12 protein-coding genes and 2 pseudogenes are annotated in these 15571 nt (G+C 72.2%); 9 read left to right on the top strand and 5 right to left on the bottom strand.

Annotated features, from left to right (window positions below; translation table 11 throughout):
• Positions 1-298: 298 nt before the first annotated feature.
• Together sucC and sucD are read left to right on the top strand one after the other, a co-directional pair.
• The gene (gene sucC, locus BM536_RS31155; RefSeq protein WP_073499962.1) at positions 299-1477 is read left to right on the top strand and encodes an ADP-forming succinate--CoA ligase subunit beta; all 1179 of its coding nucleotides are present in this window, start codon (positions 299-301) and stop codon (positions 1475-1477) included.
• 21 nt (positions 1478-1498) lie between these two features.
• Positions 1499-2383, top strand: a complete 885-nt coding sequence (sucD, locus tag BM536_RS31150; protein WP_073499964.1) for a succinate--CoA ligase subunit alpha — start codon at positions 1499-1501, stop codon at positions 2381-2383.
• 96 nt (positions 2384-2479) lie between these two features.
• On the opposite strand, the gene BM536_RS31145 is transcribed toward sucD, so the two are convergent.
• On the bottom strand, positions 2480-3637 hold the full coding sequence (locus BM536_RS31145) for an RNA polymerase sigma factor (RefSeq protein ID WP_073499966.1): 1158 nt from the start codon (positions 3635-3637) through the stop codon (positions 2480-2482).
• A 96-nt stretch (positions 3638-3733) separates the two neighbouring features.
• Between BM536_RS31145 and BM536_RS41930 the strand changes: the two genes are divergently transcribed.
• Positions 3734-3949 (top strand): hypothetical protein, encoded by a 216-nt coding sequence (locus tag BM536_RS41930; RefSeq protein WP_211363003.1) that lies wholly within the window; start codon positions 3734-3736, stop codon positions 3947-3949.
• Between the two features lie 225 nt (positions 3950-4174).
• On the opposite strand, the pseudogene BM536_RS31140 reads toward BM536_RS41930, so the two are convergent.
• Positions 4175-4934: pseudogene (locus tag BM536_RS31140) on the bottom strand (hypothetical protein).
• Between the two features lie 290 nt (positions 4935-5224).
• On the opposite strand from BM536_RS31140, the gene purN reads away from it, so the two are divergent.
• Together purN and purH are read left to right on the top strand one after the other, a co-directional pair.
• The gene (gene purN / locus BM536_RS31135; protein WP_073499633.1) at positions 5225-5854 is read left to right on the top strand and encodes a phosphoribosylglycinamide formyltransferase; all 630 of its coding nucleotides are present in this window, start codon (positions 5225-5227) and stop codon (positions 5852-5854) included.
• On the top strand, positions 5851-7422 hold the full coding sequence (purH, locus tag BM536_RS31130; protein ID WP_073499634.1) for a bifunctional phosphoribosylaminoimidazolecarboxamide formyltransferase/IMP cyclohydrolase: 1572 nt from the start codon (positions 5851-5853) through the stop codon (positions 7420-7422). The genes purN and purH overlap by 4 nt, the downstream gene beginning before the upstream one ends.
• 245 nt (positions 7423-7667) lie before the next feature.
• On the opposite strand, the pseudogene BM536_RS31125 reads toward purH, so the two are convergent.
• The 3 genes and pseudogenes from BM536_RS31125 to BM536_RS31115 form a co-directional block, all read right to left on the bottom strand.
• Positions 7668-9216: pseudogene (locus tag BM536_RS31125) on the bottom strand (protein kinase domain-containing protein).
• Positions 9213-9965, bottom strand: a complete 753-nt coding sequence (locus BM536_RS31120) for an FHA domain-containing protein (RefSeq protein WP_073499636.1) — start codon at positions 9963-9965, stop codon at positions 9213-9215. The pseudogene BM536_RS31125 and the gene BM536_RS31120 overlap by 4 nt, the downstream one beginning before the upstream one ends.
• A gap of 668 nt (positions 9966-10633) precedes the next feature.
• Positions 10634-11239 carry a hypothetical protein gene (locus tag BM536_RS31115; protein ID WP_073499463.1) on the bottom strand — a complete coding sequence of 202 codons (606 nt, stop codon included), beginning with the start codon at positions 11237-11239 and terminating at the stop codon, positions 10634-10636.
• A 282-nt stretch (positions 11240-11521) separates the two neighbouring features.
• Here BM536_RS31115 and BM536_RS31110 point away from each other — a divergent pair, with 282 nt between their 5' ends.
• The 4 genes from BM536_RS31110 (at position 11522) to BM536_RS31095 (ending at position 15451) form a co-directional block, all read left to right on the top strand.
• Positions 11522-12376 (top strand): bifunctional methylenetetrahydrofolate dehydrogenase/methenyltetrahydrofolate cyclohydrolase, encoded by an 855-nt coding sequence (locus tag BM536_RS31110; protein ID WP_073499465.1) that lies wholly within the window; start codon positions 11522-11524, stop codon positions 12374-12376.
• Positions 12377-12512: 136 nt separating this feature from the next.
• Positions 12513-12911 (top strand): DUF3017 domain-containing protein, encoded by a 399-nt coding sequence (locus BM536_RS31105; RefSeq protein WP_245873925.1) that lies wholly within the window; start codon positions 12513-12515, stop codon positions 12909-12911.
• 257 nt (positions 12912-13168) lie between these two features.
• Positions 13169-14044 (top strand): helix-turn-helix domain-containing protein, encoded by an 876-nt coding sequence (locus tag BM536_RS31100; protein ID WP_073499467.1) that lies wholly within the window; start codon positions 13169-13171, stop codon positions 14042-14044.
• 417 nt (positions 14045-14461) lie between these two features.
• Positions 14462-15451: a malate dehydrogenase gene (locus tag BM536_RS31095; protein ID WP_073499468.1), complete on the top strand. Its 990-nt coding sequence runs from the start codon at positions 14462-14464 to the stop codon at positions 15449-15451.
• The last annotated feature ends 120 nt before the right edge of the window (positions 15452-15571 follow it).

Below are 15571 nucleotides of genomic sequence, written 5' to 3'. Positions count from 1 at the left end.
CCGGCCGCGCCCCTCCCCGGCCCCTCCCCGGCCCCTCTCGCGTCGCTCCCCCGCACCTCACAAGCGGCACCGCGTGCCGGTGATCCCGGCATCATGTGACAGGTATCACCGCTCAGGTGTGACCCGCGATTTAGAGGCCCCCGGCAAGCAGGGATAACCTGCGAGACGGACATGCCGCGCGCTCGGACACCGTGTGCGCCTCCCTTGTGACTGATGACAGACGGCGGACGTCACGTTGCCCTCGCGGCACGCCCACGCAGACAACGAACCGCGAGATCACTGATAGGGACGGAAGCGCGTGGACCTGTTCGAGTACCAGGCGAGGGACCTCTTCGCCAAGCACGATGTACCGGTGCTGGCCGGTGAAGTCATCGACACGCCTGAGGCGGCCCGCGCAGCCACTGAGCGTCTCGGTGGCAAGTCCGTCGTCAAGGCCCAGGTGAAGGTCGGCGGCCGTGGCAAGGCCGGTGGCGTGAAGCTCGCCGCCACCCCGGACGAGGCCGTCGCCCGCGCGACGGACATCCTCGGCATGGACATCAAGGGCCACACGGTCCACAAGGTGATGATCGCCGAGACGGCCCCGGAGATCCTGGAGGAGTACTACGTCTCCTTCCTCCTCGACCGCACCAACCGCACCTTCCTCTCCATCGCCTCCGTCGAGGGCGGCGTGGACATCGAGGAGGTGGCGGCCAGCCGCCCCGAGGCCGTCGCCAAGACCCCGATCGACGCCAACGAGGGTGTGACCCCCGAGAAGGCCCGCGAGATCGTCGAAGCCGCGAAGTTCCCGGCCGAGGTCGCCGACAAGGTCGCCGACGTCCTGGTCACGCTCTGGAAGACCTTCATCGAGGAGGACGCCCTCCTCGTCGAGGTCAACCCGCTGGCGAAGGTCGCCTCCGGCGACGTCATCGCCCTCGACGGCAAGGTCTCCCTGGACGAGAACGCGGACTTCCGCCACCCCGACCACGAGGCGCTCGTCGACCACGCGGCGGCCAACCCCCTCGAGGCCGCCGCCAAGGAGAAGAACCTCAACTACGTCAAGCTCGACGGCGAGGTCGGCATCATCGGCAACGGCGCGGGTCTCGTCATGAGCACCCTCGACGTCGTCGCCTACGCCGGTGAGGCACACGGTGGGGTCAAGCCCGCCAACTTCCTCGACATCGGCGGCGGCGCCTCCGCCGCGGTGATGGCGAACGGCCTGGAGATCATCCTCGGCGACCCGGACGTCAAGTCCGTCTTCGTCAACGTCTTCGGCGGCATCACCGCCTGCGACGAGGTCGCCAACGGCATCGTGCAGGCGCTCCAGCTGCTCAAGGACAAGGGCGAGGAAGTCACCAAGCCCCTCGTCGTCCGCCTCGACGGCAACAACGCCGAGCTGGGTCGCAAGATCCTCTCCGACGCCAACCACCCGCTGGTGCAGCGCGTGGACACCATGGACGGCGCGGCCGACAAGGCCGCCGAGCTCGCGGCTGCGAAGTAAGGAAGAGGGACAGACTCAGCCATGGCTATCTTCCTCAACAAGGACAGCAAGGTCATCGTCCAGGGCATGACCGGTGCCACGGGCATGAAGCACACCAAGCTCATGCTCGCGGACGGCACCAACATCGTCGGTGGCGTGAACCCCCGCAAGGCGGGCACGTCCGTCGACATCGACGGCACCGAGATCCCGGTCTTCGGCACGGTCGCCGAGGCGATCGAGAAGACGGGCGCCAACGTGTCCGTCCTCTTCGTCCCGCCGGCCTTCGCCAAGGCCGCCGTGGTCGAGGCGATCGACGCCGAGATCCCCCTCGCGGTCGTCATCACCGAGGGCATCGCGGTCCACGACTCGGCCGCGTTCTACGCGTATGCCGTGTCGCAGGGCAACAAGACGCGGATCATCGGCCCGAACTGCCCCGGTCTCATCACGCCGGGCCAGTCGAACGCCGGCATCATCCCGGGCGACATCACCAAGCCGGGCCGTATCGGCCTGGTCTCGAAGTCCGGCACGCTGACGTACCAGATGATGTACGAGCTGCGGGACATCGGCTTCTCGTCGGCCGTCGGCATCGGTGGCGACCCGGTCATCGGCACCACGCACATCGACGCGCTGGCCGCCTTCGAGGCCGACCCCGACACCGACCTGATCGTCATGATCGGTGAGATCGGTGGCGACGCGGAGGAGCGTGCCGCGGCCTTCATCAAGGAGAACGTGAAAAAGCCGGTCGTCGGCTACGTCGCGGGCTTCACCGCACCCGAGGGCAAGACCATGGGCCACGCCGGCGCCATCGTCTCCGGCTCCTCCGGTACGGCCGCCGCCAAGAAGGAGGCCCTCGAGGCCGCCGGCGTCAAGGTCGGCAAGACGCCGACCGAGACGGCGAAGCTGGCGCGGGAGATCCTGGCCGGCTGAACCTCCGGCTGACCGTCCGTGGGCCCGTTCCCCTCGTGGGGGCGGGCCCACCGACGTGTCCGCAGGTGTGCCGGGCGCGGAGTCGGCACGTCCGCGTCAACGGGGCTCCGGCAGGAGTCTCTCCGGACCGTTCGCCGATTCCGCCCGGAGCTTGGCCCGCAGGGTCAGTTCCGCGGTCGAGAGGGTGCCGGGAGCCGCCCGCGGGGGGAGGCCGGGGACCGTTTCGCCGGGCGGGACCGGGGGCTCGTAGCGGGTGGGGGCCGAGTGCAGGGTCAGGGCCGTCGCGCCGATGATCGCCACCGTGACGGCGATCGCCGCCCTGGTCCAGAACCGCGCCCGGCGCTCGCTGCCGATCCGTACCGTCGGGGGCTTGGCGGCGCGCAGGCGTTCCGTCGACGCCGTCTCCGCCAGGCGGCGGTGCAACACGTCCGGTTCCGCCAGATCCGGCAGCCGGGCGGCGACCGCCGAGCGGGCGTTCAGCAGCCGGCTCGCCGCCGCCGGTGTGCTCGCCTCCGTCTCCGCCGCGGTCTCCGGCAGCCCCAGACCGACCCCGTCGTACAGCAGCAGGGTGCGGCGGTACGACGGCGGGAGCGTCAGGAGTGCGTCGAGCAGGGCGCGGTCGGAGGCGTCGGCGGGCGGCGGTTCGGGATGGCGGTAACGGGGGCGGAACCGGTGCCAGGGGGACAGCGCGTACTCGTACGCCGCCGCCCGCACCCAGCTCGCCGGGTCGGGGTCGACGGCCACCTCGGGCCAGCGCTGCCAGGCGACCTGGAAGGCCTGTTCGACGGACTCCCGGGCCAGCTCGCGGCGGCCGGTGAGGAGGTAGGCCTGGCGGACGAGGGCGGGCGCGCAGAAGGCGTACAGCGCGTCGAAGGCCTGGGCGGGGGTCAGGGGAGCGGTGGTCGGGGGCGGGGGAGGACTGGTGGCGGTGGCGGTGGCGGTGGGTGTGGCCGTCGGCGTGTGGGGGTTCGGTTTCTCGGCCTTGCTCAGACTGACGGTCAGGTTCGGCGCCGGTTCCTGCTTCTGCGGGGCCGTCACTTCGGCCGACGGCCTGGCCGCGAGTGAGGCCAGCAGTTGCCCGTACGACTCCCTCTTGCGGCCGCTCGGAGTCGAGCGGCCGGTCTCCCATGCACGCACCGTCTCCCTGCTGACGCCCAGCGCTGCCGCGAGCTGAGCCTGTGTCAGCGCGCCCTTCTCGCGCAGGCGTCGGCGCTCCTTGGGTGGGGGGAGCGGGGTGTCGAAACTCTGTGTCACAGGGCACCCCTTCGTACGAAAAAGTACATAAACGTATATTGAGCGACACAACGGGGGTTCGCCTGTTACGACGGGAAAGCGCGTGTCGTTGCGACCATGGCGGGCGTGATCGAGATGACCGCTCGCCGTTCGTCGTTGTCGCTCCTCCTCACCCGGCTGCATGACCGCTCCCCGGGACTGGCCGTCGGACTGCTCGGCGGTGTCCTGGCGGCCGGGCTCGGGCTCGGCTCGTTCGCCGTGCCGGTGATGGTGCTGTGGATCTCTCTTCTGTCGTCTGCCGGCGGCAGGGCGAGTCAGAAACCGTTGATGTAGACGAAGGACATGCGAAAGGTCCGGCGTAGAGGGTAAGACCCCCGTAGTCCTCAAACGCCGGACGGGCTCGGAAGTCCCAGGCCCGGGGCTGCCGCCCCGGACCCCCGCGCCCTCAAACGCCGGACGGGCCGAACCGCCCAGCCGGTACCCGTCGGTTCGCCGAGTCGGTTGGTGGAGGGGGTGGGCATGAGACGGGGCTGGAAGGGGGCGGAGACCCGGTGGGGTCTAGCTGTTGCCGCCCAGCACGTCTCTCAGGGGTTCCGGCAGGAGGCTGTCGCAGGACTGCTTGGACTCGTTGGTCAGGGCGTCCTTCGTGCAGGTGTAGTAGTCGCTGTACACCAGCTGTGCCGTGAAGGTGAGGGCTACCAGGGCCAGGGCCAGCGACGCCGTGACCAGGCCGCTGATGGCTGCCGTGGTCTGGGGGCGGGCGGGCGGCTCGGGGTTGTCCGGGTCGGGGGTGCGCGGCTTGGCGCGGAGGGAGCTGATGCCCCAGTTGAGGGCGAGGGCGCCGAGGAGGAGAGCGACGTAGGGCCAGCCGAAGAGGGCGAAGAAGAAGGCCCACATGCCGCACAGGAGGGCGTAGCGCGCGCGGCGCTGGGACGGGTCCTTGGGGTCCCAGCGCGGGTTGGGCGCGGAGCCGGGGCTGCCGCCCTCGGGCGGGCCGCCGGGGCGGTCCCCGAAGCCGTCGCCGGAGCGGCCGGGCTGGCGGTCGCTCCACTGGCTGCCCCAGGGGGAGTACCCGGCGGGGGGCTCGCCGCCGGGAGGTCCGCCGTTGCCCTGGGCCGGGCGGCGGGGCTGCCAGGGGCGGTCCGGGGTGCTCCGGGGGCGGCGCGAAGGGGTTGTCGTCCTTCGGTGAGGAGTCCTTCGACGAGGAGTCCTCGTCGGGCGGGGAAGTTGGGCGCTCCCGCAGCAGCACGGCGCCGCGCTCCCCTCCCTGTGGTGACTGCGGGGGGAGCGTGAGGAGTCGCAGACTGCGGTCCGGCATCAAGAGAGCGTCTTCCCCTAAGTGATCACGACGGTGGCTGTCCGGTGTGAGCGGTCACCCGGGAAACGCTCCGCACGACGACCGCGTTCCCGAGCCCGTTCGCCCCAGACGCTACCTTCCGGCCACGCCCCCGTCCCGCGGGGGCCGTCCGGTGTGCCGGTATCGTTGCTGACGGTCGGCCGCTTCGTAGACTTCCCCGTATCCCGGGACGCGAAGCATTCGTATGAATGCACAAGCGCGGCGTCGTGAGTCGGCGACGTACAGACGCTCCCCCGAGAAAGGGCCCCACCGTGGCCGCCAAGCCCGTGGCCAAGCGCCTCGTCGTGCTGGTCTCCGGTTCCGGTACGAATCTTCAGGCGCTGCTCGACGAGATCGCCGCGACCGGTGTCGAGTCCTACGGCGCCGGGATCGTGGCCGTCGGCGCCGACCGTGAGGGCATCGAGGGCCTCGCGCGGGCCGAGCGGGCCGGGATCCCCACCTTCGTGTGCAAGGTGAAGGACCACGCGACCCGGGAGGAGTGGGACACCGCCCTCGCGGAGGCCGTCGCCGCCCATGAGCCCGACCTCGTGGTGTCCGCCGGGTTCATGAAGATCGTCGGCAAGGAGTTCCTGGCGCGGTTCGGCGGGCGGTTCGTCAACACCCACCCCGCCCTGCTCCCCAGTTTCCCGGGGGCCCACGGCGTGCGTGACGCGCTCGCGTACGGCGCCCGGGTCACCGGCTGCACCGTCCACTTCGTCGACGACGGCGTCGACACCGGCCCGATCATCGCGCAGGGCGTGGTGGAGGTCCGGGACGAGGACGACGAGAGCGCGCTGCACGAGCGCATCAAGGAAGTCGAGCGAAGGCTGCTCGTCGAGGTCGTGGGGCGCCTGGCCCGCAACGGCTATCGCATCGAGGGACGAAAGGTAGTTATCCAGTGACCGCCGAGAGCAACGAGAGCACCCAGCGGCCGATCCGTCGCGCGCTCGTCAGCGTCTACGACAAGACCGGCCTCGAGGAGCTGGCCCGCGGGCTGCACGAGGCCGGTGTCACCCTCGTCTCCACCGGGTCCACCGCCTCCCGCATCGCCGCCGCCGGCGTCCCCGTCACCAAGGTCGAGGAGCTGACCGGCTTCCCCGAGTGCCTGGACGGCCGCGTCAAGACCCTGCACCCCAGGGTGCACGCCGGCATCCTCGCCGACCTTCGGCTGGAGGACCACCGGCGGCAGCTCGCGGAGCTGGGCGTCGAGCCGTTCGACCTCGTCGTCGTGAACCTCTACCCGTTCCGCGAGACGGTCGCCTCCGGGGCCTCGCCCGACGAGTGCGTCGAGCAGATCGACATCGGCGGTCCGTCCATGGTGCGCGCCGCCGCCAAGAACCACCCGTCGGTCGCCGTGGTCACCAGCCCCGAGCGCTACGGCGATGTCCTCGCCGCGGTGCAGAGCGGCGGCTTCGACCTGGCCAACCGCAAGCGGCTCGCCGCCGAGGCCTTCCGGCACACCGCCGAGTACGACATCGCGGTGTCCTCCTGGTTCGCCTCCTCCTACGCCCCCGCCGACGACTCGCCCTTCCCGTCGTTCCTCGCCACCAGCCTGGAGCGCGCGCACACCCTGCGCTACGGCGAGAACCCGCACCAGCCCGCCGCCCTCTACACCGCGGGCACGGGTGGCCTCGCGCAGGCCGAGCAGTTGCACGGCAAGGAGATGTCGTACAACAACTACGCGGACACGGACGCCGCCCGCCGCGCCGCGTACGACCACGCCGAGCCGGCCGTCGCGATCATCAAGCACGCCAACCCGTGCGGCATCGCGATCGGCACGGACGTCGCCGAGGCGCACCGCAAGGCGCACGCCTGCGACCCGCTGTCGGCGTTCGGCGGCGTGATCGCCGTCAACCGGCCGGTGAGCAGGGAGATGGCCGAGCAGGTCGCCGAGATCTTCACCGAGGTCATCGTCGCGCCCGGCTACGAGGACGGCGCGCTGGAGGCCCTGGCCAAGAAGAAGAACATCCGTGTTCTGCGCTGCCCCGACGGCCCCGCCCACCCGGTGGACGTCAAGCCGATCGACGGCGGTGCCCTGCTCCAGGTCGCCGACCGCCTCCAGGCCGAGGGCGACGACCCGGCCAACTGGACGCTGGCGACGGGCGAGGCGCTCACCGCCGACGAGCTGGCCGAGCTGTCCTTCGCCTGGAAGGCGTGCCGGGCCGTGAAGTCCAACGCGATCCTGCTGGCCAAGGGCGGCGCCTCGGTCGGTGTCGGCATGGGTCAGGTCAACCGGGTGGACTCCGCGAAGCTCGCCGTCGAACGGGCCGGTGCCGAGCGGGCGCAGGGGTCGTACGCCGCCTCCGACGCTTTCTTCCCCTTCCCGGACGGGCTGGAGATCCTGGTCGAGGCCGGGGTGAGGGCCGTGGTCCAGCCGGGTGGTTCGGTCCGGGACGAGCTGGTCGTCGAGGCCGCGAAGAAGGCGGGCGTCACCATGTACTTCACGGGGACGCGGCACTTCTTCCACTGATCGACGCGGAACGCGAGGGCGGGCGGTCCGGCACTGTGCCGGACCGCCCGCCTTTGTCCGTCTGCCACCGCCGTCAGCGCCCGGCGGCTCGGGGCAGCCCGTCCCCCGTTCCCCGTTTCCCCCGTTCCCACCGTTCCCTTGGGGGGTCCGTTCCCCCGTGGGTCTCCGGTCGCCGCAGGTCTCGCGGTGCGGTGGTTCCACAGTGGGGGTGCAGGAGGCCGACGGGTACCTCGGATGTGTCAGGGTCACTTCCGGCCGGGCGGCGTGTACTCCTTGAGGTAGTGGGCGACGCGGGCGGCGTAGTCGCGGTACTTCGGGGGAACTCCGCCCGTGTCGTTCACCTTCTTGAACGAGGTCCGGTAGGCGGCGGCGATCAGCACCCGGCGGTCGCCCGGCAGCCGGCGGTCCAGGCGGGGCGCGATCCAGCACAGGTACCTGCCCATGGCCGGGATCGACTCGGCGGGCGGGAAGGGCGGCGAGGGCACGGTCTCGTTGGGGGTGCCGTCCTCGTTCATCCACCAGCGCAGCACGCTCGGGGTCCAGCGGGCGATGCCGTACTCGTCCTTGGCGGGGTCGGAGAGGGCGGGGTCGAAGTCGCTCTCCACCTTCAGCATCGCGGCGATCAGGGAGGAGGTGACGTCAGCCTGCTTGCAGTCGTTCGCGGTCTCGACGATCAGCAGCCGGTAGGCGGCGGGGACGCCCCGGTCGGTACGGAGTTCGGAGGCGCCGTGCTCGGCGGCCGGTACGGCCGTCCCGGTGGCACTCCCGGTGGTCCGGCCGCCCGGCCCGTCGCCGCCGTCCGCCACCCAGCCGCTGACGCCCCAGCCGAGGACGGCCGCCGCGACCGTGGCGCCCGCCGCGGCGAACGCGGTCGCCCGCCGGGGGACGGCGGCGCGGCCGGGGCGTGGTGCCCACGGCGGCCTCGACCCGGCGCAGCAGCGCCCCGGCGGTGACGCGCCCTTCGTGGGTACGGGTCAGGCAGTCCCGCACGATGTCCCGCCAGGGGTCCGGTAACCGGGGGGACAGGCGCAGCTCGTCGGTGCCGCGGGCGTAGGCGGCGGCCGCGTCCCGGCGGGCCGTCGGGGTGCCGCCGGGCAGCGGGAAGGCGTGGGTGAGGACGAGGTGGGCCAGGACACCGAAGGCCCATACGTCGGCGGAGGGGCGGATCCTGCGGCCACGCTCGCCGATCTCGGACCACAGGAGTTCGGGCGGGGTGTAGTCGGGGGTGGAGAAGGCCGGCGTGTAGGCGTGGGTGCCCTCGAGTTCGGCGGCCATGTTGAAGTCGGCGAGGCGGACCGACCCGTCCCGCATCAGCAGCACATTGGCCGGTTTCAGGTCCCCGTGCACCCAGCCGGCCTCGTGCAGTTGGTGGAGGCCCTCGCAGATCTGCGCGAGCAGCCGGGGCCCGTCGGCGGGCCGGGGCGAGCGGGAGAGGAGCGCGGCCAGGGAGCCTTCCGCCTTCTCCAGGACGAGGACGGTGGCGCCGTCGAGTCCGGGGCGGCCGGGGTCGTCGACGGTCAGCGTCTCGTACAGGCGGATCAGCCGCGGGTGGCTCAGCCGCCGGTACAGCTCCACCTCCCGCTCGACGAGGTCGCGCAGATGCGCCAGTCGGCGGGGCGTGTTGGTGCCCGTGGGCAGGAACTTCAGGGCCGCCGTCCGTGGCAGCCGGTCGTCCGTGCCGGTGTGGTGGGCCTCGTAGACGCTGCCGAACGCGCCCGTCGCCAGCGGGGCCCGCACCTCCCAGTCGCCCACCCGGTAGCCGGTCGGCACCGGTACGGCGTACGGCTCGGTCACCGCGCCGCCCGTCTGTCGGGGGAGCCCGCGAGGACGACCAGGTCGTCCTCGCGCACCAGGTCGAAGCGGAGGGCGAGGGAGACCAGGGACTCCTTCTTGCCGTTGAGTCGCGGGCCGGTGTCCGCGGTGTCCGGGCCGGGCTTCAGCCGCAGCTTGACGGCCAGGTAGTCGATGTTCCACTGGACGGAGGTGCGGGAGGCCGCCGGCCAGGTGGGGCGCAGCCGGTCCACGACCTGGTCGACCGTGGGCAGCGGGGCGTGCGGTTCGCCGCGCAGCCGGGGCTGGCACAGGGCGGCCAGCACCGCGAAGTAGCGCTTGGTGCGGTCCACGGAGAAGGCGGGCGCGGTGGTGTCGCCGTCCGGCCCCACGCCGTCCAGGCGCCGGTAGTCGTGGCGCGGCGCCCACACCTCGATCGACAGCAGGTCACCGGCCGCGGGCAGCACGATCCGCGAGAACTCGAACGGCACGGGGGCGTCGAGCCGGCCCGGCCCGACCTTGATGTGCTCGCCCGCGCCCTCGGGGTTCTCCACCACGTACGTGTGCCGGCCGGAGAGGTTGCTCAGTATCCAGAAGGCACCCTGCGCGGTGATCTCACCCGCTCTGCGGGAGACCCCGTCGTGCGGGATGCGCAAATCGTTGCCGGCCGCGGACCGCCCGAAGGTGAGCCGCTCGCCCGGCGCGAGCCGGACCTGGCCGCCCCCTCGCGGGTCCTCGGCGGTCGGCGGAGGTACCACGATGATGCTGTACAAGGTGCGTCTCCCCGTGGCCGACGGTACGGCAGTCAGGGTAGGGCGACGCGCCGGGGCGGCGTCCCCCTTCGTGCGGGTCCGACACGTCCCGCCGGCGTGAATGGCGCGAACCGTTCGGCGCACGGATGACGGCGGGCGCCCCGATGACCGGCCGGGCGCCCCTAGTTCCGCGGCGGCCGCCGAGATCGGTGGCGGCCCCTGCGATGCGCGGCGGCCCTTGCGATACGCGGGACGCCCCTGCCACGAGGACCGGGCGCCCCATGCCATGACGGCCGCCTGCCCTGCCATGACGGCTGTTCGCCCTGCATTGAGGGCCGTGCGTCCGGTCGTGGAGTTGGACTCCCCGCGTCATGACTGGCCGACCGCCCCCGCGAGGATCGGGCGCCCCCGCCACGCCGGCTGTCCGCCCGCGCCACGAGGGCTGTCCGCCCGCATGGAGGGCCGTGCGTCCGGCCGTGGGTCGGGCCCCCGTCATGGACGGCCGACCGCCCTAGCCATGACGGCTGGCCACCCCCACCGTGACCGGCCGCCCGCCCCGTCATGACTGGCCGACCGCCCTACCGGGTCGACCGTCCGCCCCACCGGGTCGACCGTCCGCCGTGACCGGTCGGCCGCTCCCGTGATCGGTGGCGTGCGGCCCGGGGTTCAGGGCCGGGCGGCACCGGAGATCAGTAGCGGGGGCGCTGGAACCAGGCCGCGCTCTCGCGCTTCGCCGACAGGACGATCGCCACGATGGAGACCGCCATGAGGAGCAGACCGAGACCCCAGTACGCGAGCATGAAGATGCCGGTGACGATCGCGAACGAGCTGTACACGATCGAGCACACCCGCACCGTGTTGCCGCCCTTGGCGTACTGGAGGAGCAGCACCAGGCCGAGTATCGCGAACACCGAGGCCAGGCCGAGGAAGAAGACGACGACCCCCTTGCCCAGGTCGGCGAACCTCTCCGCCTCCGCGTCGCCGGTGATGCCGGCCTCCGTCATCACCTCGTCCCACTGGGTCAGGAAGTAGACGTACGCACCGGCGAGGATCGCGTGCGCCAGGGCGATCACGCCCACCAGGATCTGCGCGACGCGGGTCGGCCGCGGCATCTCCGCCGGGCCGCCGGGGTGGTGGCCGCCCGGGTACTGCGGCGGATACGGCTGCTGCGGGTACGCCTGCTGCGGATACGGCTGCTGTGGGTACGACGGGGTCTGCGGGACGCCGTAGCCGGGGGTGTTCGGGGGCTGCTGGGGCGGCGGCCCGTAGGGGTTGTTCGGCTCGCCGAAACTCATGGCGGTCCTTCCTCCGTGTGCACTGACGTGCGGGGACGACGCGTGGCACATGCGGAGGAAGGTCGTACGGATGCGGTGCGTCCCCCCGTACTGCCCGCGGCACTGAGCGTCAATCGTTCGTCAGCGGCCGGTTCGTTGTCCAGCCGGTTACCCGGGACGTTGTGCAAGTGCAACCCCGTGGATCACCCCCCGGAGTGATCGTCGTACCGGCCGCTCAGCGGCGCCGGGCCGAGGAGTCACCCGGATTGGAACCGGGAGGGCGTCATCCGGGAGGATGGGTCCATGACCGCCCAGATTCTCGATGGCAAGGCCACCGCGGCCGAGATCAAGTCGGACCTGACCGCCCGAGTGGCGGCGCTGAAGGAGAAGGGCGTCACGCCCGGCCTCGGCACGGTCCTCGTCGGGGACGACCCCGGCAGCCAGAAGTACGTCGCCGGCAAGCACCGCGACTGCGCCCAGGTGGGCATCGCCTCCATACAGCGCGAGCTGCCCGGCACGGCCACGCAGGAGGAGATCGAGGCGGTCGTCCGCGAGCTGAACGAGGACCCGGCCTGCACCGGCTACATCGTGCAGCTGCCGCTGCCCAAGGGCATCGACGAGAACCGCGTCCTCGAACTGATGGACCCCGCGAAGGACGCCGACGGCCTGCACCCGACGAACCTCGGCCGCCTCGTGCTCAACGAACCCGCGCCGCTGCCCTGCACCCCCAACGGCGTGCTGACCCTGCTGCGCCGCCACGGCGTCGAGATCAAGGGCGCCGAGGTCGTCGTCATCGGCCGCGGCGTGACCATCGGCCGCTCGATGCCGCTGCTGCTGACCCGGCGCAGCGAGAACGCCACGGTCACCCAGTGCCACACCGGCACCCGTGACCTCTCGGCGCATCTCAAGCGGGCGGACATCATCGTCGCCGCCGCGGGCTCCGCCCATCTGGTCCGCGCCGAGGACGTCAAGCCGGGTGCGGCCGTCCTCGACGTGGGCGTCTCCCGCAACGCGGAGGGCAAGATCGTGGGTGACGTCCACCCGGACGTCCGCGAGGTGGCCGGCTGGATCTCCCCGAACCCCGGCGGCGTCGGCCCGATGACCCGCGCCCAACTGCTCGTCAACGTGGTCGAGGCGGCGGAGCGCAGTGTCGGCTGACCGGAGCATCCATCCCGACCGCGGCGACCGTACGGACGGCACCGACGCCGACGGTGACGCGCCCACGTCCGACTACGAGCGGGCGTTCACGGAGCCGGTCGTCCGCGACCCGGTCAGCGCGCCCGACGCCGACGGGATACCGCGCCGGACCACGCGCCGCTTCCCCCGGTTCACGCGGGACACCGCCCGCCCCGAGGGCGGCGGCCGGGCCGCACCGGGAGACGCCCCCGCGCCCGCCCGGCAGTGGCCGATACTCGCCGTCCTCGGTCTGGTCGCGCTGGGCCTGCTGCTGACCGCCCTCGACCAGTTCCGCGTCGGCACGATCCTGATCGGCGCCGCCCTGCTCAGCGGCGCGGCCCTGCGCTGGCTGCTGCCCGGCGTCGGCATGCTCGCCGTCCGCTCCCGCTTCACCGACATCGCGACGTACGGCCTGCTGGGCGCGGCGATCGTCCTGCTGGCGCTGATGGCCCAGCCCGACCCGTTGCTGCAGATCCCCTTCCTCAAGGACACCCTGCACTTCACGGTCGACGGCTGACGGTCCGCTCCGTGCGCACGGCGGCCCGTCCTCTCCCCCGAGAAGGACGGGCCGCCGCCGTGTTCCACGCTGCCTCACCGTGAAGCACCTGTTCAACGCCTGGCCGTTCGCTGTGGCACAGCGGTGACCGTTCCGCCACCGTGTGCGCGCCACGCCACAGTCGCCCCGGGTCCGGGAACCGCTCCCGCCGGGGGAGCCGTGGTCGTCGGCGGGCGCTACCGTGGCCGCGGGGGGACACGGCGGAGGGAGGGGGAGCGATGCCTCGCTGGAAGGATCTGCCGGACGGACTGGACCCGCAGGTGGGGGAGTTCGTCGCGCGACTGCGCCGGATCGTGGACGGCGACGGTTCGAGCCTCGCCACGCTCGCCGACCGCACCGGCTACGGCAGGACGTCCTGGGAGCGCTACCTCAACGGCCGGCTGCTCGCCCCCAAGGGCGCGGTCGTCGCCCTGGCCGAGGTCACCGGCACCGACCCGGTCCCGCTGATCACCTTGTGGGAGCTGGCCGAGCGCGCCTGGAGCCGCTCGGAACTGCGCCACGACAATGCCACCGAGGCCGTACGCCTGTCCGGTGCCCGGACGGTGACGGCCCCGGCGCCCGGCCCCGAGGCGCCTGCGGCTGAGCCGCCTCCCACCGTCGCCCGCCCCACGCGGCGCCCCACGATGTTCCTCGCGGGCGCGCTCGGGGTGGTGATCGTCGCCGTGGGCGCCTTCTTCCTGACCGACGGCGGACCCGCCGAGAGGAACCGGACCGCCGCCGGGACGCCCGCCCCGTCCGCCACCCCCGTCCGCGACCTGCCGCCCGGCGTGCTGTGCGCGGGCCCCGACTGCACCGGCAGGGACCCGGAGGAGACGGGGTGCGGCGACGGGCACGTCACCACGGCGGACAGCATCACCGTCGGCACGACCCTGGTGGAGGTTCGCTACAGCGATACCTGTGCCGCCGCCTGGGGCCGGATCGTCCGGGCGGTACAGGGGGACACGGTCCGGGTGACCGTGGGCCGGGTGCAGCAGAGCGGCGAGGTCACCACCGTCGGCGACACGATCGCGTACACCCCGATGGTGGCGGTGAGGGAGCCGGGCGAGATGCGCGCGTGCGCGGAACTGGCGTCCGGGGAGCGGGCCTGTACCTAGGCGACCTGGGCCCGGGCTGACGGAGGGCTGCGCACGCGAGTCGGGAAAAGGAGTGGGTAAGCCGGTGGGCGCCACGAGGGGAAAACCTCGCGTTCGCAGGAATACCCGGCTCCGCCGCGGGCACGCGAACCGTAACCCCCACGGGAGTCCGGCACGACCCGGTACCCCCACCGGCGGCCGTTCGGTTCCCCCCTCTCCCGGACCGGCGGCCGCCTCCTCGTCTCCGGGGCCGGGTACCCGGACGGCCGTACGGAACCGCAAACCGGTGTCACTCTGTGGGACGGGCCACACAGCCCCGTAGGTACGCCGTCGCGGATGCGCGATAGCCTGACCGCTGGTGGATCTCTTGACGCCAAGAGATCGATCAAACGTCCGGGGCAGGGACGCCCCACCGCCAGCTGTCATACGGAGAACGCCATGACCCGCACTCCCGTGAACGTCACCGTCACCGGCGCGGCCGGCCAGATCGGTTACGCACTGCTCTTCCGCATCGCCTCCGGCCAGCTGCTCGGCGCGGACGTGCCGGTCAAGCTGCGCCTCCTGGAGATCACGCCCGCCCTGAAGGCCGCCGAGGGCACGGCCATGGAGCTGGACGACTGCGCGTTCCCGCTGCTCCAGGGCATCGACATCACCGACGACCCGAACGTCGCCTTCGACGGCACCAACGTCGCCCTCCTCGTGGGCGCCCGCCCGCGCACCAAGGGCATGGAGCGCGGTGACCTCCTGGAGGCCAACGGCGGCATCTTCAAGCCGCAGGGCAAGGCCATCAACGACAACGCCGCGGACGACATCAAGGTCCTCGTCGTCGGCAACCCGGCCAACACCAACGCGCTGATCGCCCAGGCCGCCGCCCCGGACGTACCGGCCGAGCGCTTCACCGCGATGACCCGCCTGGACCACAACCGCGCGCTGACCCAGCTCGCGAAGAAGACGGGCTCCACGGTCGCCGACATCAAGCGCCTCACCATCTGGGGCAACCACTCGGCCACGCAGTACCCGGACATCTTCCACGCCACCGTCGCCGGCAAGAACGCCGCCGAGGTCGTCAACGACGAGAAGTGGCTGGCCGAGGACTTCATCCCGACCGTGGCCAAGCGCGGTGCGGCCATCATCGAGGCGCGTGGCGCGTCCTCCGCGGCCTCCGCCGCCAACGCGGCCATCGACCACGTGTACACGTGGGTCAACGGCACCGCCGAGGGCGACTGGGCCTCCATGGGCATCCCCTCCGACGGCTCGTACGGTGTCCCGGAGGGCCTCATCTCCTCCTTCCCGGTCACCACGAGGAACGGCGCCTACGAGATCGTCCAGGGCCTGGACATCAACGAGTTCTCCCGCGCCCGCATCGACGCCTCCGTGCAGGAGCTGACCGAGGAGCGCGAGGCGGTCCGCTCGCTCGGCCTCATCTGAGCCCCCTGGCTCCACCACACGTCTGACTCCCCGATCCCCGGGCGGCACCGGCCGCCCGGGGATCGGTGCGTCCGGTGGGTGCGTCGCGTCCGGTGCGTCCGGCGCCTCCATGGCCCTGGG

Source organism: Streptomyces phaeoluteigriseus, from assembly GCF_001896135.2.
Classification (GTDB): Bacteria; Actinomycetota; Actinomycetes; order Streptomycetales; family Streptomycetaceae; genus Streptomyces; species Streptomyces phaeoluteigriseus.
This window is presented reverse-complemented; position numbering and strand designations above follow the sequence as displayed.